Source organism: Streptomyces sp. NRRL B-24085, from assembly GCF_001282115.1.
Lineage (GTDB): Bacteria > Actinomycetota > Actinomycetes > Streptomycetales > Streptomycetaceae > Streptomyces.
Map to the genome: position 1 here is coordinate 1 of NZ_LJBR01000351.1, position 18,031 is coordinate 18,031.

Genomic DNA, 18,031 nt, shown 5'->3' on the forward strand with positions numbered 1-18,031 from the left:
GTGCGCAAGGAGGTCTTCGTCGGCGAGCAGGGCGTGCCCGAGGACATCGAGTACGACGCCTACGACGCCGTCGCCGTGCATGTGCTGGCAGTGCGGGAGGACGGGGTGCCGCTCGGGACCGGGCGGCTGCTGTCCGGTGACGCGGCGGCCGGGAAGACCGGCGGTGACCCCTCGGTGGGGTTGCTGGGGCGGCTCGCGGTGACACAGGCGGCGCGGGGGCTCGGGGTGGGGGCGGCGCTGGTCAGGGCCATCGAGGACGCGGCACGTGCGCGTGGTCTGGCCGCGGTGGACCTGCACGCCCAGACACACGCGCTGGGGTTCTACGAGCGGCTCGGGTACGTGGCGTACGGGCCGGAGTTCCCGGACGCGGGGATACCCCACCGGGCCATGCGGCGCGTTCTCTGAGGCTCGGCGGGAGCGGCGGTCGGCAGGGTCCGGGCGTTTTGCGGGCAGACTGAAGGGGCCGTCGGTTCGTCGATCTGCCCGGAGTTCTGCTCGTGGATCAGTTGGCCCTGTTGTTCGTGTTGTTGCTGGGGGCTCTGATCAGTGTCCCGGTGGGGGACCGGTTCGGGTTGCCGGCGCCGGTGCTGATGACGCTGCTCGGCATAGTGCTCGCGGTGCTGGACTTCGTACCGAATGTCGACATCCCGCCTGACCTGATCCTGCCCATCCTGCTGCCGCCGCTTCTCTACGCGGCGGTGCGGCGTACGTCCTGGCGGCAGTTCGCGGCCAACAAACGGCCCATCTTCCTGCTCGCCGTCGCGCTCGTGTTCGTGACGACCCTGTGCGTCGCCGTCGTCGCCCACGCGATCGTGCCGGGGCTGCCGATCGCCGCGGCCGTCGCGCTCGGCGCGCTGGTCGCACCGCCCGACCCGGTCGCCGCGACCGCCGTCGCGGGCCAGCTGGGGCTGCCCCGCCGGCTGGTGTCCATCCTGGAGGGCGAGGGGCTCTTCAACGACGTCACGGCGATCGTGCTCTACCACGTGGCCGTCGCCGCGGCCGTCAGTGGTTCGTTCACGGCCGGAGAGGCGGCCCTGGAGCTCGTGCTCTCCGCCGTGGTCGCCGTCGCCGTGGGGCTCGCGCTGGGCTGGGGCGCCAACAAGCTGATGGACCTGCTGGGCGACGCCACGCTCCAGATCGGGCTGACGGTCCTCGTGCCGTACGCCTCCTACGTGCTCGCCGAGGAGCTGCACGGTTCCGGTGTGCTCGCCGTGCTGACCACCGCCCTGTTCCTCGCCGAGTACGGCACCGACGCCGACGACGTGATGACCCGGCTGGCCGGGCACACCTTCTGGGACATCGTCGACACGCTCGTCACCGGCGTGGCCTTCGGGCTCATCGGGCTCGAACTGCACAACGCGATCCGGACCGCGTCCGGGCGCTGGGGCGAGATGCTCGGCTGGGCCGCGGCCGTCGTCGCCGTGGTCGTCCTCGTCCGGCTGGCGTGGCTGATGCCGGCCACGTGGCTCACCAAGCGGATGCACGCGAAACGGGACTACGACGAGGAGATCCCGACCAGTTGGCGGGAGACCGTCATCATGTGGTGGTCCGGGATGCGGGGCGTGGCCTCCGTGGCGCTGGCGCTGGCCATTCCGCTGGAGACCGAGTCCGGGGCGGGCTTCCCCGACCGGGACGAGATCATCTTCATCGCCTTCGGGGTGATCATGGCCACGCTGGTGCTCCAGGGGCTGACCCTGCCGTGGCTGGTGAAGCGGCTGGGGGTGCGGGCCGACACCGAGCGGGAGAAGGAGTTCGAGAAGGCCCTCGCCGTCCGGGCGGCGAAGGCGGCCAAGCGGCGGCTGCGGGAAATCGAGACCGTCGAGGAGCTGCCGGAGGAGCTGTCCGAGCAGATGATGCGGCGGGCGTTCGAGATCGGCGTGCGGATCCATCCCGAGATGGGGGACGAGGAGCGGCGCGAGGCCAGGCGGCGGCTCAAGCGGGTGCGGCGGATCCAGGGCGAGCTGCTGAGTGCGGCGCGGCACGAGGTGCTGGCGGCGCGCAGTGAGCCGGGGGCCGATCCGGAGGTCGTGGACCGGGTGCTGCGGCACCTGGACGTGCGTAGTCTGCGGTGAGTTCGTCTGCGCCGAGTGTGCGTGCATCGAGTCCGTCTGCGCCGAGTCTGCGGGAAACCGGCGTGCTCTCGCCAAGCCTGCGTTTGTAGGGTGCAGTTATGGCTCGCAACGTAGTGATCAGCGGTGGTGGTACGGGAATCGGGCTCGCGGCGGCGCAGGTGTTCGCCGCGGACGGGGACCGGGTGTTGCTGCTCGGGCGGCGCGCCGAGGTGCTGGCGAAGGCCGGGGTGCCGGGGGCGCTGACGTACGCCGCCGATCTCGCCGACGCCGACCAGGTGCGCGGGGTCGTCGGATTCGTGCAGCGGGAACTCGGGGCCGTGGACGTGCTCATCCACAGTGCCGGCGGCACCGGGCAGCTCGAACCGCCCGCCGACAGCTCCGATCCGCTCGACGCCGTCGTGCACAACTGGACCGTGAACTTCCGGCTCAATCTCCTGACCGCGGCGCTGCTCACGGAGGGACTGAAGGACCGGCTCGCCTCACCGGGCGGGCGGGTCCTGTTCGTCAGCTCCATCGCCGCCTACCGGGGGTCCGGGAGCGGGGCGTACGGGGCGGCGAAGGCCGGGCTGCATCCGTACGCTCATGATCTCGCTCGGGAGTTGGGGCCGCGGGGGATCACGGCGAACGTGATCGCGCCGGGGTACATCGAGGACACGGAGTTCTTCGGTCCGGCTATTGATCCCGCTCGGCGGGAGCGGCTTGTCGGTGACACGTTGAACGGGCGGGCCGGGACGCCGGGGGACGTCGCCGCCACGCTGCACTGGCTGGCTTCGCCTGGGGCGGGGCACGTGACTTCGCAGGTCGTGCAGGTCAATGGTGGGGCGGAGAGGGGGCGTTGACTCCGGTTGGTGGGCGCGTGCGGGTTCGTCGGGGCTGGTCGCGCAGTTCCCCGCGCCCCTGAGTGGGTGTGGGTGGGCGGCATCAGGAGGGGCTCCCCGTCGGGCGATGCCGCGACGGGCGTTCCCTGACGTGGTGCCATCCGATCTGAGGGGGCGTTGACTGCGGTCGGTGGGCGCGTGCGGGTTCGTCGGGGCTGGTCGCGCAGTTCCCCGCGCCCCTGAGTGGGTGTGGGTGGGCGGCATCTGGACGGGTTCCCCGTCGGGCGGCGCCGCGACGGCGCTCCCTGACGCGGCGCCAACCGCCCTCTGCCAACGCTCTGTGCCATGCGGTGCCGCGACGGACTCTCCGTGACGCGGCGCCGCGTTGTGGTGTGTCGGGTCAGCCGCGGCCCGTTCGAGGGGGGTCCTGGGATGCGCCGACCGTCACGCCGTCGGCGTGGTGGCCGTTCCGCTGGCGGAAACCAGGCGCCAGCGTCGCGTCCGCCGTGTTGACCCGCGGCAGGGCGTACGGGTGGTTGTCGGTGAGCCAGCGGATCATCTGCTCGCGGACCGTGACCCGGACCGTCCAGATGTCGTCGGCGTCCTTGGCGGTCACCAGCGCCCGCACCTGCATGGTGTTCGGGGTGGTGTCGGTGACGGCGAGCCCGTAGTCGCGGCCGTCCCAGGCGGGGCACTCTCGCAGGATGTCCCGCAGCCGCTGGCGCATCAGCTCGACCGGGGCCGTGTGGTCGACGTGCCAGTAGACGATGCCGGTCATCTGCGGGGTGCCGCGCGACCAGTTCTCGAACGGCTTCGACGTGAAGTACGACACCGGCATGGTGATCCGGCGCTCGTCCCAGGTGCGAACCGTCAGGAAGGTCAGCGTGATCTCGTCGACGGTGCCCCACTCGCCGTCCACGACCACGGTGTCGCCGATGCGCACCATGTCACCGAACGCGATCTGAAGCCCGGCGAACATGTTGCTCAGCGTCGACTGGGCGGCCACACCGGCGACGATGCCGAGGATTCCGGCCGAGGCCAGCAGTGAGGCACCGGCCGCGCGCATCGCCGGGAAGGTCAGCAGCATCGCGGCCACCGCCATCACCCCGACGACCGCGGCGACCACCCTCGTGATCAGCGTCACCTGGGTGCGCACCCGGCGGACCCGGGCCGCGTCGTGGTGGGCGCGGGCGTAGCGGGTGTAGGTCGTCTCCACTATGGCCGCCGCGATCCGGATCACCAGCCAGGCGGTCGCCCCGATCAGGACCAGGGTCAGTGTCTGCCCGATGCCGGCGCTGTGCCCCTCCAGCACCCTCGCCTCGTCGTACGCCCCTCTCAGCATCGCCGCGCACAGCACGAGCATGTAGGGGATGCGGCCTCGGCGCAGCAGACCCCACAGCGGGGTCTCGCTGTGGCGGTCGTCGGCCTTGCGCAGCAGACGGTCGGTGGCCCAGCCGATCAGCAGCGTGAGCAGCACAGAGCCGCCGACCACGATCAGTGGGCGGAGTACGTTCTCCATGACCCCGAACCTAACCGGCCCGGGCCGGGCATGAACATGTGACTTCGGCCGAGAAGTGGGTACGGCCGCCGCCACGCCCGCGGCGAGGCGCTGTCGGTGCGGGCTGGCACCATGGCCTCATGAACATCATGCTCTTTCACTCGACGTACGGCCTCAGGCCCGCCGTCCGTCAGGCCGCCGACCGGCTGCGGGAGGCCGGGCACGAGGTGTGGACGCCGGACCTCTTCGAGGGACGCACGTTCGACACGGTCGAGGAGGGCATGGCCTTCAACGAGGAGATCGGCAAGGACGAACTGCTCAAGCGGGCCGTCCTGGCCGCCGCTCCCTACTCCGAGCGCGGTCTCGTCTACGCCGGGTTCTCGCTCGGCGCCTCCGTCGCGCAGACCCTCGCCCTCGGCGACGAGAAGGCCCGCGGACTGCTGCTCCTGCACGGCACGTCGGACATCGCGCCGAACGCGACGGCGGACGACCTGCCGGTCCAGCTGCACGTGGCCGAGCCCGACCCCTTCGAGACGGACGACTGGCTGAGCGCCTGGTACCTCCAGATGGGCCGCACCGGGGCCGACGTGGAGATCTACCGGTACGCCGGGGCCGGTCACCTCTACACCGACCCCGATCTGCCGGACTACGACGAGGAGGCCGCCGAGGCCACCTGGCGGGTGGCCCTCGGCTTCCTGGAGACCCTCTGACAGGGCCGGCGCCCTAGACGGGGGTGTACGTCCGCTCGACCTTCTGCGTGCCGGTCCGTGTGCGGTACGAACGCGCCCAGGTGGCGGTCGCGTCCTTCTTGGTCTTGTCGGACAGCACGTAGTAGTCCATCTGCGCCCGGTCGGCGGTGATGTCCAGGACGCCGTACCCGTGGCGGTCGGTGTCCACCCAGTGGACGTGCCGGTTGGCGAGCCGGATGGCCGGGGCGGCGAGCGCGGTGACCGTGCCCTCGGGGACCTTCAGGATGTCGTCGAGGTTGTCGGAGGTCACCGAGGTGACGACGAACTCCGTGGCGGCCGAGGCCGACAGCGGGTAGGTTCCGGCGTCCACGGGCACGTCGTTGGCCCACGCCATGTGGATGTCGCCGGTCAGGAAGACGGTGTTGCGGATGGCGTTGGAGCGCAGATGGGCGAGGAGTTCGCGGCGGTCGTCCGTGTAGCCGTCCCACTGGTCGGTGTTGAGGGCGAGGCCCTCCTTCGGCAGCCCGAGCAACTCGGCGAGCGGCTTGAGCAGGTCGGCGGAGAGCGAGCCGACCGCGAACGGCGAGATCATCACGGAGTTGCCGACCAGCCGCCAGGTCGTTTCGGAGGACTTGAGCCCCGCCTTGAGCCAGTCCAGTTGGGCCCTCCCCGTGATGGTGCGCTCCGGGTCGTCGACCGAGCCGTTGCCCACGCCGACCTGCTGCGAGCGGTAGGACCGCAGGTCGAGCAGCGAGAGGTCGGCGAGCTTGCCGAAGCGCAGCCGCCGGTAGGTGGTGCCGGCGGTCGCGGTGCGTACCGGCATCCACTCGAAGTAGGCCTGCTTGGCGGCGGCCTGACGGGCCGACCAGGCGCCCTCCGCACCCTCGGTGTGGTTCTCGGCGCCGCCCGACCAGGCGTCGTTGGCGAACTCGTGGTCGTCCCAGATCGCGACCACCGGGGCGACCGCGTGCAGCGCCTGGAGGTCCGGGTCCGTCTTGTACCTGCCGTGCCGGATCCGGTAGTCGGCGAGGGTGAGGATCTCGTGGGCCGGCGCGTGCTGCCGTACGACGGTGTCGCGGGTGCCGTACTCGCCGGTGCCGTACTCGTAGACGTAGTCGCCCAGGTGCAGCCAGGCGTCCAGGTCGCCGCGGGCCGCGAGGTGGCGGTAGGACGAGAAATAGCCGGCCTCCCAGTTGGCGCAGGAGACGACGCCGAAGCGGAGGTTCGCCACGGCCGCGTCCGCCGCCGGCGCGGTGCGGGTGCGCGCCGCCGGGGAGTCGGTGCCGCCCGCCGAGAAGCGGAACCAGTAGTCGGTCGCGGGCGTGAGACCGCGCACGTCCGCCTTGACCGTGTGGTCGGAGGCGGCGGTCGCGGTGACGGAACCCTTGGCGACGATGTTCGTGAAGGCCCTGTCCGCGGCGACGACCCAGCCGACCTCGGTGTCCGGGCCGACGCCGGAACCGGGTACGGCCTCGGCGGTCGGGGTGACCCGGGTCCACAGCAGGATGCCGTCCGGAAGCGGGTCCCCGGAGGCCACGCCGTGCAGGAAGGCGGGGGCCTCGACCGCGCCGGCCGGGAACGCGGCGGCGAGGGGAGCGGCCAGGACGGCGGTGGCCGCCGCGGCCTTGACGACCGTACGGCGGCGCGGGGACAGGGAGTTGCTCTCGGCTGTTCTCTGTCTACTAGTCACGGCCGATCAGGTTACTGATCGGTATGAACGAGAGCGGGCGAACTCGTGAAAGTTCGCCCGCTCTTTGCCCGAAGAGTGCGGGGATCAGCCCTTCAGGGCCCCCTCCAGCGCCGTGTTGAAGTCGGCGACCGTCATCGGGGCGCTCTGGCCGTCGGAACCGGTCAGCGTCTTGCCGTCCATCTTCAGCGTCGGGGTGCCGGTCACACCGTCCTTGTTGAACTTCTCGGACATGACCAGGGCCCACTTGTCGTAGGTGCCGTTCTTCACGGCGTTCTGGAAGGTCTTGTTGTCCTTCAGCTCCGGGACGGTCTGCGCGATCTTGATGAGGTAGGCGTCGTCCTTGAACTTGTCGGTGTCCTCGGACGGGTGCCACTTCTTGGAGTACATCGCGCTCTTGTACTTCAGGAACGCCTCGGGGCTGACGTTCAGCGCCGCGCCGAGGGCGCTGAGGCCGTTCTTGGAGCCCTCGCCGCCGAGGTTGCCGTCGAGGAAGGTGGCGCCGACGTACTGGAGCTTGAACTTGCCGTCCTCGACGTCCTTGTCGACGGTCGTGCCGACGGTCTCCTCGAACTGCGCGCACACGGGGCAGCGCGGGTCCTCGTACATGACCAGGGTCTTCTTGGCGGTGCTCTTGCCGATGACGACCGTCGTGCCGTTGGTGCCCGTCGTGTTGGCCGGCTTGACGAGCTTGTCGTTCTTGGCTTCTTCCCAGTAGCTGGGCTTGTTGCCCTGGACGACCGCGTAGCTGATGCCGCCCGCTATCGCCAGGACGCCGACTATGGAGCAGCCGACGATGACCTGCCGCTTGATCTTGTCACGCTTGGCCTGGCGCTCGCGCTCCTGCCGCAGCCGCTCGCGGGCGGCGGTCTTGGCGGCCTGGCTGTTCCGCTTGCTCATGGTGGTGTTCTCCATCGAGGGGACGCGCACACGTGGTGTGCGGGAATACGTAGGTCGGGACTGGTGGTGCTCGGGTGCCGGCCGCTTCAGGCGGCGGCGGGCGAGCACGGCGGTCCACGCCGTCCCAGGGAGTGCACGAGGATCTCGTCGAGCACGGCGGCCGCACGGCGGCCGGGGCGCACCGGGCGGGCCGGTTCCGGCGCCGACCGCACGGTCAGCGCGGCGGCCGCGAGGAGCAGCGGCCGGAAGGTGGTGGCGGCCACGGCCCGCAGCAACTGGGCCAGGGCCCGCTCGCCGCGGCGCAGCCAGCCGGCCGCGAGGAGCCCGACGAGGACATGGGCGCCCAGCAGCAGCCAGGCGGTCCGCGGGTCGGCGTGGGCGAGCAGGCCGCCGAGCCGGTCGGGGTCGGTGCCCGTCATCCGGGCCAGCGGCGAGCCGACGCTGGTGCCGTCGCCGCAGAACACGTCCCAGCCGACCGAGCGCAGCGGGCCCGCCACCGGGCCGCCGGCGGCGCCGTAGCAGACGTGCTGCCCGGTGGTGAAGACGGTGTCGGCGGCGAGCTCCAGCGGGATCAGCACGGCCGCGATCCGCCCGAAGCCGCGCTCCCGGTCGGCCAGCGCGAAGCTGAGCGCGAACACGGCGGCGGCGACCACCGCCACCGTGTTGAGCGGCAGGGGAGCCCGGGACAGCAGCACGTGCGACGCGGTGCTGAGCGTCACGACGAGTGCCGTGAACAGCGCCGCGCGGAGCGCTCGCAGCTGGGTCCCGGATATGTCCATAGCGTGGAGAGTGTGTCACGTGGGCCTGTAAGGGACCCCTAAAGGATCCCTGTGAGCGGCCCTATCGTTATCGACAGGGGCAGGGGGCCTGTCACAGGCCGGGGATGCGGCCGTTGCGGAACAGGTCGACGAAGGTCTGGTGGTCGGCACGCGCGCGTGCGCCGTAGCTGTGCGCGAAGTCGACCAGGAGGCCCGCGAAGCCGTCCTCGTCGGCCGCGATCGCCGCGTCGATGGCCCGCTCGGTGGAGAAGGGCACCAGGGACTCGCCCGAGGTGTCGTCCGCCGCCGCGTGCATGGTCGCCGTGGCCCGGCCGAGGTCGGCGACGACCCCCGCGATCTCCTCCGGGTCGTCGATGTCGCCCCAGTCCAGGTCCACCGCGTACGGCGAGATCTCCGCGACCAGCTGGCCCGCGCCGCCCAGCTCGGTCCAGCCGAGCCACGGGTCCGCGTGCTGCTGGAGGGCGCGCTGGGAGATCACCGTGCGGTGCCCCTCGTGCTGGAAGTAGTCGCGGATCGCCGGGTCGGTGATGTGCCGGGACACGGCCGGCGTCTGGGCCTGCTTGATGTAGATCACGACGTCGTTCTCCAGGGCGTCGGTGTGCCCCTCCAGCAGGATGTTGTACGACGGCAGCCCGGCCGATCCGATGCCGATGCCGCGGCGGCCCACGACGTCCTTGACGCGGTAGGAGTCCGGGCGGGCCAGGGACGCCTCCGGGAGGGTCTCCAGGTAGCCGTCGAAGGCCGCGAGCACCTTGTAGCGGGTGGCGGCGTCCAGCTCGATGGAGCCGCCGCCCGGCGCGAAGCGGCGCTCGAAGTCGCGGATCTCCGTCATCGACTCCAGGAGGCCGAAGCGGGTCAGGGAGCGTGCGTCGCGCAGCGCGTCCAGGAGGGGGCCCTGGGCGGTGTCCAGGGTGAAGGGCGGCACCTCGTCGCTCTTGGCGCCGGTGGCCAGGGCGTGGATCCGCTCGCGGTACGCGCCCGCGTACACCTCCACCAGCTCGGTGATCTGCTCGTCGGCCAGCGCCTTGGCGTACCCGATCAGCGCGACGGAGGCGGCGAAGCGCTTGAGGTCCCAGGTGAACGGGCCGACGTAGGCCTCGTCGAAGTCGTTGACGTTGAAGATCAGCCGGCCGTTGGCGTCCAGGTACGTGCCGAAGTTCTCCGCGTGCAGGTCGCCGTGGATCCACACGCGCGAGGTGCGCTCGTCCAGGTACGGGCCGCCCCTCTTTTCCTCGTCGAGGTCGTGGTAGAAGAGGCACGCCGTACCCCGGTAGAACGCGAACGCCGAGGCCGCCATCTTGCGGAACTTCACGCGGAACGCGGCCGGATCGGCGGCCAGGAGCTCGCCGAAGGCGGTGTCGAAGACAGCGAGGATCTCCTCGCCGCGGTGCTCGTCGTTGAGCTGCGGTACCGACATCGCGGGGTGCCTCCTGGTGCATGTGTACGACAGCGTTTCTGTCGTCTGTCCAACGGGCGGGCCCCGGTGAAAGTGCCCGCGACCCTCGTTGTGAAGGTACGCGGGGCGGCCCCCGGAGTGTCAGTCCCGAGGCATAGACTTCGACGCTGTCCCCCCACTGTCCGTCCGCCTGTCGTCGAGTGTTTTCCATGGAGGCCACGCCGTGTCAAAGCCGCCGTTCACGCACCTGCACGTCCACACCCAGTACTCCCTGCTGGACGGTGCCGCGCGGCTGAAGGACATGTTCAACGCGTGCAACGAGATGGGCATGACCCACATCGCCATGTCCGACCACGGGAACCTGCACGGGGCGTACGACTTCTTCCACAGCGCCAAGAAGGCCGGGGTCACCCCGATCATCGGGATCGAGGCGTACGTCGCCCCCGAGTCCCGGCGCAACAAGCGCAAGATCCAGTGGGGCCAGCCGCACCAGAAGCGGGACGACGTCTCCGGTTCGGGTGGTTACACCCACAAGACGATGTGGGCGGTGAACTCGACCGGTCTGCACAACCTCTTCCGGCTCTCCTCGGACGCCTACGCCGAGGGCTGGCTCCAGAAGTGGCCCCGGATGGACAAGGAGACCATCGCCCAGTGGTCCGAGGGGATCGTCGCCTCCACCGGCTGCCCCTCCGGCGAGCTCCAGACCCGGCTGCGCCTCGGCCAGTACGACGAGGCCCTGAAGGCGGCCGCCGACTACCAGGACATCTTCGGCAAGGACCGCTACTTCCTGGAGCTGATGGACCACGGCATCGAGATCGAGCACCGGGTCCGCGACGGCCTCCTGGAGATCGGCAAGAAGCTCGGCATCCCCCCGCTGGTCACCAACGACTCGCACTACACGTACGCGCACGAGGCGACCGCCCACGACGCCCTGCTGTGCATCCAGACCGGCAAGAACCTCTCCGACCCGGACCGCTTCAAGTTCGACGGCACCGGCTACTACCTGAAGTCCACGGAGGAGATGTACGCCATCGACTCCTCGGACGCCTGGCAGGAGGGCTGCGCCAACACCCTCCTGGTGGCCGAGATGGTCGACACCACCGGCATGTTCGAGGCCAAGAACCTCATGCCGAAGTTCGACATCCCCGAGGGCTACACCGAGGTCACCTGGTTCAAGGAGGAGGTCCGCCGCGGCATGGAGCGGCGCTTCCCCGGCGGCATCCCCGAGGACCGCCAGAAGCAGGTCGAGTACGAGATGGACGTCATCATCCAGATGGGGTTCCCGGGCTACTTCCTCGTGGTCGCCGACTTCATCATGTGGGCCAAGAACAACGGCATCGCGGTCGGCCCCGGCCGAGGCTCCGCGGCCGGTTCGATCGTCGCCTACGCCATGGGCATCACCGACCTCGACCCGATCCCGCACGGTCTGATCTTCGAGCGGTTCCTCAACCCCGAGCGCGTCTCCATGCCCGATGTCGACATCGACTTCGACGAGCGCAGGCGCGTCGAGGTGATCCGGTACGTGACCGAGAAGTACGGCGCCGACAAGGTCGCCATGATCGGCACCTACGGCAAGATCAAGGCCAAGAACGCGATCAAGGACTCCGCGCGCGTGCTGGGCTACCCGTACGCGATGGGTGACCGCATCACCAAGGCCATGCCCGCCGACGTCCTCGGCAAGGGCATCGACCTCAACGGCATCACCGACCCCTCGCACCCTCGCTACTCGGAGGCCGGCGAGGTCCGCGGGATGTACGAGAACGAACCGGACGTGAAGAAGGTCATCGACACCGCCAAGGGCGTCGAGGGCCTGGTCCGGCAGATGGGCGTGCACGCCGCCGGCGTGATCATGTCCAGCGAGACCATCACCGAGCACGTGCCCGTCTGGGTCCGGCACACCGACGGCGTGACCATCACGCAGTGGGACTACCCGAGCTGCGAGTCGCTCGGCCTGCTGAAGATGGACTTCCTCGGCCTGCGCAACCTGACGATCATGGACGACGCCGTCAAGATGGTGAAGTCCAACAAGGGCATCGACCTGGAGCTGCTGAGCCTCCCGCTGGACGACCCGAAGACCTTCGAACTCCTCCAGCGCGGCGAGACCCTCGGCGTCTTCCAGTTCGACGGCGGCCCCATGCGCTCCCTGCTGCGCCTGATGAAGCCGGACAACTTCGAGGACATCTCCGCCGTCTCCGCGCTCTACCGTCCCGGCCCGATGGGCATGGACTCGCACACCAACTACGCGCTGCGCAAGAACAAGCTCCAGGAGATCACCCCCATCCACCCGGAGCTCGAAGAGCCCCTCAGGGAGGTCCTGGACGTCACCTACGGCCTGATCGTCTACCAGGAGCAGGTGCAGAAGGCCGCCCAGATCATCGCCGGCTACTCGCTCGGCGAGGCCGACATCCTGCGCCGCGTGATGGGCAAGAAGAAGCCCGACGAACTGGCGAAGAACTTCACCATCTTCCAGGCCGGCGCCCAGAAGAACGGCTACAGCGACGAGGCGATCCAGGCCCTGTGGGACGTGCTGGTCCCCTTCGCCGGATACGCGTTCAACAAGGCGCACTCCGCCGCGTACGGACTGGTGTCGTACTGGACCGCCTACCTGAAGGCCAACTACCCGGCCGAGTACATGGCCGCCCTGCTGACCTCGGTCAAGGACGACAAGGACAAGTCGGCCGTCTACCTCAACGAGTGCCGGCGCATGGGCATCAAGGTGCTCCCGCCGAACGTCAACGAGTCGGTGCACAACTTCGCCGCGCAGGGCGACGACGTGATCCTCTTCGGCCTGGAGGCGGTGCGCAACGTCGGCACCAACGTGGTCGAGTCGATCATCAAGAGCCGCAAGGCCAAGGGGAAGTACGTCTCCTTCCCCGACTACCTCGACAAGGTCGAGGCGGTCGCCTGCAACAAGCGCACCACGGAGTCGCTGATCAAGGCGGGCGCCTTCGACACCCTCGGACACACCCGCAAGGGCCTCACCGCGCAGTACGAACCGATGATCGACAACGTGGTCGCGGTCAAGCGCAAGGAGGCCGAGGGCCAGTTCGACCTCTTCGGCGGGATGGGCGAGGAGGAGAGCAGCGAACCCGGCTTCGGGCTCGACGTGCAGTTCACCGAGGACGAGTGGGACAAGACCTATCTGCTCGCCCAGGAGCGGGAGATGCTCGGCCTGTACGTCTCCGACCACCCGCTCTTCGGCCTGGAGCACGTGCTGTCCGACAAGGCCGACGCGGGCATCGCCCAGCTCACCGGCGGTGAGCACGCGGACGGCGCGGTCGTCACCATCGGCGGCATCATCTCGGGCCTCCAGCGCAAGATGACCAAGCAGGGCAACGCCTGGGCGATCGCCACCGTCGAGGACCTCGCAGGCTCCATCGAGTGCATGTTCTTCCCGGCGACCTACCAGCTCGTGTCGACCCAACTCGTCGAGGACGCCGTGGTGTTCGTCAAGGGCCGCCTCGACAAGCGCGAGGACGTGCCCCGGCTGGTCGCGATGGAGCTCCAGGTCCCCGACCTGTCCAACGCGGGCACCAACGCGCCCGTGATCCTCACCATCCCGGCCACCAGGGTCACCCCGCCGATGGTCAACCGCCTCGGCGAGATCCTCAGTCACCACAAGGGCGACAGCGAGGTCCGCATCAAACTCCAGGGCCCGACCAAGACGACCGTCCTGCGCCTCGACCGGCACCGGGTGAAGCCGGACCCGGCGCTCTTCGGTGATCTGAAGGTGCTGCTCGGCCCGTCCTGCCTGGCGGGCTGAGCGACCTGCGCGGAACCGGACGTGCAGAGGGGCGCACTCCTGAGGGGGTGCGCCCTTCCGCGTGCCTGGGTCTCAACAACCCTTTATGCAGATGTCAGTTGTGGCCGAAGCTTTTCTGCCGGCCCTTGCGGGCGACGTCGCCGGGAGTCATCTGCGGGCCGTGCTGCTCGGTCGAGGTCTCCATCGAGGAGTTCTGGGGCTCCTGTCCGGCACGCTCGGACTGCGACGGCTTGCGGTTCTGCTTCTTGTTCTTGGCCATGGTGGTGCCTCCTGTGGGGATCTAGGGGCCAGGGCCGGGACCAGATTCACATAGGCTGACAACAGGCGCATTTCGGATAATTACCGTGCGTGACAGGGGATGTCGCCGGGCAATGCCCCGAAACGCCACGCCGAAGATCGAGTTCGGGCCGTTAACCCTCTCGCGGTCGGGCAGACTCGAAGGAAGCCCGAAGCAAACCTCCCGGAAAGAGGGTGGATCGCGTGGACCGCTGCATCGTCCTGGTGGACGCCGGGTATCTGCTGGGGGCCGCCGCCAGTCTCCTTGCCGGGGAGCCCTCCCGTTCCCGTATCACCGTCGACCACGCCGCCCTCGTCCAAGGGCTGCGCGACCGGGCCGAGTCCGACACGGAACGGCCCCTGCTGCGCATCTACTGGTTCGACGGCGCCCCCGACCGCGTCCCGCAGCCGGAGCACCGCAGACTGCGGGTCATGCCCCGGGTCACCGTCCGGCTGGGCGCCCTCACCCGCAGCGACGGACGCTGGGCCCAGAAGGGCGTGGACGCCGCCATGCACGCCGAGCTCACCGAACTGGCCCGCAACCGCGCCTGCTCCGACATCGTGCTCGTGACCGGCGACGGCGACCTGCTGCCGGGCATGATGGCCGCCAAGGAGCACGGGGTCGCCGTACACCTGTGGGCCGTGCAGGCCGCCGACGGGGACTACAACCAGTCGGAGGACCTGGTCGCCGAGGCGGACGAGCGGCGGGTGCTGGACCGCGCCTGGATCACCAAGGCCGTCCGCGCCAAGGATCTCGGCGGGATCTGCGCCCCGCCGCCGGTGCCGCGGCCCGAGATCGCCGCGATCCTCTCGGCACCGCTGCCCGAGTCGGCCCTCTCGCAGGCACCCGAGCGGACCTCCGAGGAGGGCGAGCACGCCCCGGCGGCCGCCTCGGAGAACGGCACGCAGGAGCGGGTGCCGGCGCCCAAGGGAGTGCCGACGCCCAAGGACCTCGCCGCGCTGCGGGCGCCCGGCGCGCAGCCCGCCCAGCACCCCGCGAGCGCGACCCTGCGCTGGTCCTCCGACAAGGGCTGGGTCGACCGGCCCGGCAGCGCCGCGGAGCCGCCCGAGGTCGCCTCCATGCCCACGCTCGCGCAGCTCACCACGGCCGAGCAGCGGTGGGCCGACCGGGAGGAGGACATCACCACGGTCGGCGGCGACCCGTACGAGGTCGGGCAGGTCTTCGCGCGGCGGTGGATGGAGCGGCTGGGGGACCAGGCGCACCTCCAGCGGCTGGCCGGGATGTACCCGCGGGTGCCGCACCGGATCGACGGGGAGCTGCTCAGGTACGCGGCCCGGTTCGGTCTGCTCGCGCACAAGGACGACCAGATCGACGAGCACGACCGCTATGCGATCCGCGCCGGGTTCTGGCGGGAGATCGACGTGCGCACAGCGGCGGAGCACGCCCCCGCCGGGGAGTGAACCGGCACATACCCCGCCCCAAGGGCGAGCAAAGCTCCCCGACCCCGTAGTCTCGTCCCTTGTGAGTACGCGCGCTGCACCGGCACTTCGACACACTGGGGATGTCGTGTGTGCGGTGCGCGGACTGACCAAGACCTATCCCGCGGTGCGCGGGCGGCGCGGGACACCGGCGACCCCCGAGGTACGGGCCACCGACGACGTACGGCTGGACATCCGGCGGGGCGAGATCTTCGGGCTGCTCGGGCCGAACGGCGCCGGGAAGACCACGCTGGTACGGCAGCTCACCGGGCTGATGCGGCCCGACCGCGGCAGCGTCGAGATCCTCGGGCACGACATCGTGCGCCACCCGGACCGGGCCTCGCGGATCCTCGCCTACCTCGGCCAGGAGTCCACCGCCCTCGACGAGCTCACGGTCTCCCTCGCCGCCGAGACCACCGGCCGGCTGCGCGGTCTGGAGGCCAGGCGGGCCCGGGCCGAGCGGGACGCCGTACTCGAGGAGCTGGGGCTCACGCCGATCGCCGGACGGCCGCTGAAGAAGCTGTCCGGCGGGCAGCGGCGGCTCGCCTGCTTCGCGTCCGCGCTGGTGGGGGAGCGGCCCCTGCTCGTGCTCGACGAGCCGACCACCGCGATGGACCCCGTGGCCCGGCGCGCGGTGTGGTCCGCCGTGGACCGGCGGCGGGCCGAGCGGGGGACCACCGTCCTGCTCGTCACCCACAACGTCATCGAGGCGGAGACCGTGCTCGACCGGGTCGCCGTGCTCGACCAGGGGCGGGTCATCGCCTGCGACACCCCTGCCGGGCTCAAGGAGCAGGTCGCCGGGGAGGTCCGCGTCGACCTGGTCTGGCGCGAGGCGGCCCCGCTGCACGTCCCCGAGGTCGCCGCGCTCCAGGACCGGGCCGTGGCCGCCGGACGCCGCTGGACGCTGCGGCTGGCCCCCGAGGAGGCCCGCGCGGTCGTGGCCACCGTCACCGGCGGGGCCGCGTTCGCCGCGCTGGACGACTTCACGCTCGCCACGCCCAGCCTGGAGGACGTGTACCTCGCGCTGGGCGGGGCCGCGCAGCAGGGGCTGGTGAAGGCGTGAGCACGTTGAGTACGCGGACGGCCGTGTCCGTACGTCACAGGGCGACCGTCGGAGCGAAGAGGAGCCGAGCCACGTGAGTGTCGTACCCGCCGAGGTGCTGCCGGGCGGCGCGCCGGCCGTCGTGGAGACGGGCCGGGACGCGGCCGCCGAGCTCGGGCCCCGCGCGCGGCTGTGGCCGTCGCTGGTGGCCGTGTACCGGGCGCAGCTGTCCCGTGCCCGGGTCGCCCGCATCCCGCTGCTGTTCGTGGCGACCTTCCAGTCGATCGGGATCATGATCCTGATGCGGGGGGTCGTGGACGGCGGGGGCGAGGCGCAGTCCGTGGTCGCCGGGGCGTCCGTGCTGGTCGTGGCCTTCGTCGCGCTCAACCTGCTCGCGCAGTACTTCGGGCAGCTGCGGGCCAGCGGCGGGCTCGACCACTACGCCACGCTGCCGGTGCCGCCCGCCGCCGTGGTGCTCGGCGCGGCCGGGGCGTACGCCTCCTTCACCGTGCCCGGGACCGTCGTGACCGCCGTCTTCGGGTGTGTGCTGTTCGGGCTGCCGCTGGCGCACCTGTGGGTGCTGGTGGCCGTCATCCCGCTGGCCGGAGCCGCCCTGGCGGGCCTCGGCGCGGCCCTCGGACTGCTCGCGCCCCGGCCGGAACTGGCCACCCTGCTGGGCCAGCTCGGCATGTCCGCCGCGCTGCTGCTCGGAGTGCTGCCCGCCGACCGGATGCCCGAGGCGGTGCGGTTCGCCCGGGACCTGCTGCCCTCGACCTACGGCGTGGAGGCATTCGCCCGCACCTTCGGGCCGCATCCCGACTGGGCCTTCGTGCTCGGTGACCTCGCCGTGTGCGGATGCGTGGGCGTGGTCTCGCTGGCGGTCGCCACCTGGGCCTATCGCCGGGCGGCCGTCCGGTGACGCGCCGCACAGGCGGGCCTGGCACGATGTCAGGGTGACCGCTCCGTTGACGCCTCCTCCGCCGCCCCACGAACCGTCCCCGCACGATGCGTGGCAGGCCCCTGCCGCCGGCTACGCGGCCCCCGCCGAAGTCCGGTACGGGCAGGGCGGGCCCGGGATGAAGACCGAGCTGATCGAGGGCGCGGTGATCACGGTCGCCGTGGCGCTCGGCGGGGTGCTGCTCGGGGTGCTGTGGTGGTGGCTCGCGCCGCACGTACCGCTGGTCGGGGACGTGGACGGGCAGGGCAACTGGGCCGTCTACCTCAAGGACACCGAAGGGGAGCAGGCGGTCGGCGCCGACGGGACGCTCACCCTGCTGGCGCTGGCCTTCGGCCTGGTGAGCGCGCTCGTCGTGTTCCTGTGGCGGCGTCGCGGCGGGGTGCCGCTGGTGGTGGGGCTGGCCGTCGGGGGAGTGCTGGGATCCCTGGTCGCGTGGCGCGTGGGGATGTGGCTCGGGCCCTCGTCCGACGTGCTCGCCCACGCCAAGGCCGTGGGCAAGGGGGTCACGTTCTCCGCGCCGCTGAAGCTGGGGGCGAAGGGGGCGCTGCTCGCCTGGTCGCTGGCCGCGCTCGTCGTGCATCTGGGGCTCACGGGGCTGTTCGGGCCGCGTGATCCCGAGCCGGTGTACGGGGCGGCGGGTTCGGGGGACGGGTACGGTCCGCCCGTGCCGTAGGGCCTTTTTCGCCCCCGCCGCCCCGTACACCGGCCCGGGA

The 18,031-nt window shown here is 70.8% G+C and carries 15 protein-coding genes; 9 read left to right on the top strand and 6 right to left on the bottom strand.

The window, feature by feature from the left end:
- The 3 genes from AOJ26_RS32035 to AOJ26_RS32045 all read left to right on the top strand — a co-directional run.
- The coding region (locus AOJ26_RS32035; RefSeq protein ID WP_053851870.1) for a GNAT family N-acetyltransferase at window positions 1-405 on the top strand (405 nt) is incomplete at its 5' end.
- A gap of 92 nt (window positions 406-497) precedes the next feature.
- Window positions 498-2,072, top strand: a complete 1,575-nt coding sequence (locus AOJ26_RS32040) for a Na+/H+ antiporter (protein WP_053851871.1) — start codon at window positions 498-500, stop codon at window positions 2,070-2,072.
- 98 nt (window positions 2,073-2,170) lie between these two features.
- On the top strand, window positions 2,171-2,911 hold the full coding sequence (locus AOJ26_RS32045; protein WP_053851872.1) for an SDR family NAD(P)-dependent oxidoreductase: 741 nt from the start codon (window positions 2,171-2,173) through the stop codon (window positions 2,909-2,911).
- A 379-nt stretch (window positions 2,912-3,290) separates the two neighbouring features.
- Here the strand turns inward: AOJ26_RS32045 and AOJ26_RS32050 are convergent, their stop codons facing one another.
- The gene (locus AOJ26_RS32050) at window positions 3,291-4,409 is read right to left on the bottom strand and encodes a mechanosensitive ion channel family protein (protein WP_053851873.1); all 1,119 of its coding nucleotides are present in this window, start codon (window positions 4,407-4,409) and stop codon (window positions 3,291-3,293) included.
- Between the two features lie 119 nt (window positions 4,410-4,528).
- On the opposite strand from AOJ26_RS32050, the gene AOJ26_RS32055 reads away from it, so the two are divergent.
- Window positions 4,529-5,098, top strand: coding sequence for a dienelactone hydrolase family protein (locus AOJ26_RS32055; protein ID WP_053851874.1), 570 nt, complete (start codon window positions 4,529-4,531; stop codon window positions 5,096-5,098).
- A 13-nt stretch (window positions 5,099-5,111) separates the two neighbouring features.
- Here the strand turns inward: AOJ26_RS32055 and AOJ26_RS32060 are convergent, their stop codons facing one another.
- The 4 genes from AOJ26_RS32060 to AOJ26_RS32075 all read right to left on the bottom strand — a co-directional run bounded on the left by AOJ26_RS32060 (window position 5,112) and on the right by AOJ26_RS32075 (window position 9,860).
- Window positions 5,112-6,767 (bottom strand): alkaline phosphatase D family protein, encoded by a 1,656-nt coding sequence (locus AOJ26_RS32060; RefSeq protein ID WP_053851875.1) that lies wholly within the window; start codon window positions 6,765-6,767, stop codon window positions 5,112-5,114.
- 84 nt (window positions 6,768-6,851) lie between these two features.
- Window positions 6,852-7,664, bottom strand: coding sequence for a thioredoxin domain-containing protein (locus tag AOJ26_RS32065; RefSeq protein WP_053851882.1), 813 nt, complete (start codon window positions 7,662-7,664; stop codon window positions 6,852-6,854).
- A gap of 86 nt (window positions 7,665-7,750) precedes the next feature.
- Window positions 7,751-8,443, bottom strand: coding sequence for a hypothetical protein (locus AOJ26_RS32070; protein WP_053851876.1), 693 nt, complete (start codon window positions 8,441-8,443; stop codon window positions 7,751-7,753).
- Between the two features lie 91 nt (window positions 8,444-8,534).
- Complete coding sequence (locus AOJ26_RS32075) at window positions 8,535-9,860, bottom strand: DUF2252 domain-containing protein (protein ID WP_053851877.1); 1,326 nt, start codon at window positions 9,858-9,860, stop codon at window positions 8,535-8,537.
- Window positions 9,861-10,062: 202 nt separating this feature from the next.
- Here AOJ26_RS32075 and dnaE point away from each other — a divergent pair, with 202 nt between their 5' ends.
- The gene (dnaE, locus tag AOJ26_RS32080; protein ID WP_053851878.1) at window positions 10,063-13,602 is read left to right on the top strand and encodes a DNA polymerase III subunit alpha; all 3,540 of its coding nucleotides are present in this window, start codon (window positions 10,063-10,065) and stop codon (window positions 13,600-13,602) included.
- 94 nt (window positions 13,603-13,696) lie between these two features.
- On the opposite strand, the gene AOJ26_RS44000 is transcribed toward dnaE, so the two are convergent.
- Window positions 13,697-13,861, bottom strand: a complete 165-nt coding sequence (locus AOJ26_RS44000; RefSeq protein ID WP_086724462.1) for a hypothetical protein — start codon at window positions 13,859-13,861, stop codon at window positions 13,697-13,699.
- A gap of 221 nt (window positions 13,862-14,082) precedes the next feature.
- On the opposite strand from AOJ26_RS44000, the gene AOJ26_RS32085 reads away from it, so the two are divergent.
- From AOJ26_RS32085 to AOJ26_RS32100, 4 genes are all read left to right on the top strand, one after another.
- Window positions 14,083-15,300: an NYN domain-containing protein gene (locus AOJ26_RS32085; protein ID WP_053851883.1), complete on the top strand. Its 1,218-nt coding sequence runs from the start codon at window positions 14,083-14,085 to the stop codon at window positions 15,298-15,300.
- A gap of 106 nt (window positions 15,301-15,406) precedes the next feature.
- Window positions 15,407-16,381, top strand: a complete 975-nt coding sequence (locus AOJ26_RS32090; RefSeq protein ID WP_053851879.1) for an ABC transporter ATP-binding protein — start codon at window positions 15,407-15,409, stop codon at window positions 16,379-16,381.
- Between the two features lie 73 nt (window positions 16,382-16,454).
- The gene (locus AOJ26_RS32095) at window positions 16,455-17,279 is read left to right on the top strand and encodes an ABC transporter permease (RefSeq protein ID WP_053851880.1); all 825 of its coding nucleotides are present in this window, start codon (window positions 16,455-16,457) and stop codon (window positions 17,277-17,279) included.
- A gap of 34 nt (window positions 17,280-17,313) precedes the next feature.
- The gene (locus tag AOJ26_RS32100) at window positions 17,314-17,991 is read left to right on the top strand and encodes a DUF2567 domain-containing protein (RefSeq protein WP_078960112.1); all 678 of its coding nucleotides are present in this window, start codon (window positions 17,314-17,316) and stop codon (window positions 17,989-17,991) included.
- Window positions 17,992-18,031: the final 40 nt, after the last annotated feature.

Coding starts and splice junctions, on each gene's coding strand:
- AOJ26_RS32045 (WP_053851872.1), top strand. CDS start 2,171: ATGGCTCGCAACGTAGTGATCAGCGGTGGTGGTACGGGAATCGGGCTC.
- AOJ26_RS32050 (WP_053851873.1), bottom strand. CDS start 4,409: ATGGAGAACGTACTCCGCCCACTGATCGTGGTCGGCGGCTCTGTGCTG.
- AOJ26_RS32055 (WP_053851874.1), top strand. CDS start 4,529: ATGAACATCATGCTCTTTCACTCGACGTACGGCCTCAGGCCCGCCGTC.
- AOJ26_RS32065 (WP_053851882.1), bottom strand. CDS start 7,664: ATGAGCAAGCGGAACAGCCAGGCCGCCAAGACCGCCGCCCGCGAGCGG.
- AOJ26_RS32070 (WP_053851876.1), bottom strand. CDS start 8,443: ATGGACATATCCGGGACCCAGCTGCGAGCGCTCCGCGCGGCGCTGTTC.
- AOJ26_RS32075 (WP_053851877.1), bottom strand. CDS start 9,860: ATGTCGGTACCGCAGCTCAACGACGAGCACCGCGGCGAGGAGATCCTC.
- AOJ26_RS44000 (WP_086724462.1), bottom strand. CDS start 13,861: ATGGCCAAGAACAAGAAGCAGAACCGCAAGCCGTCGCAGTCCGAGCGT.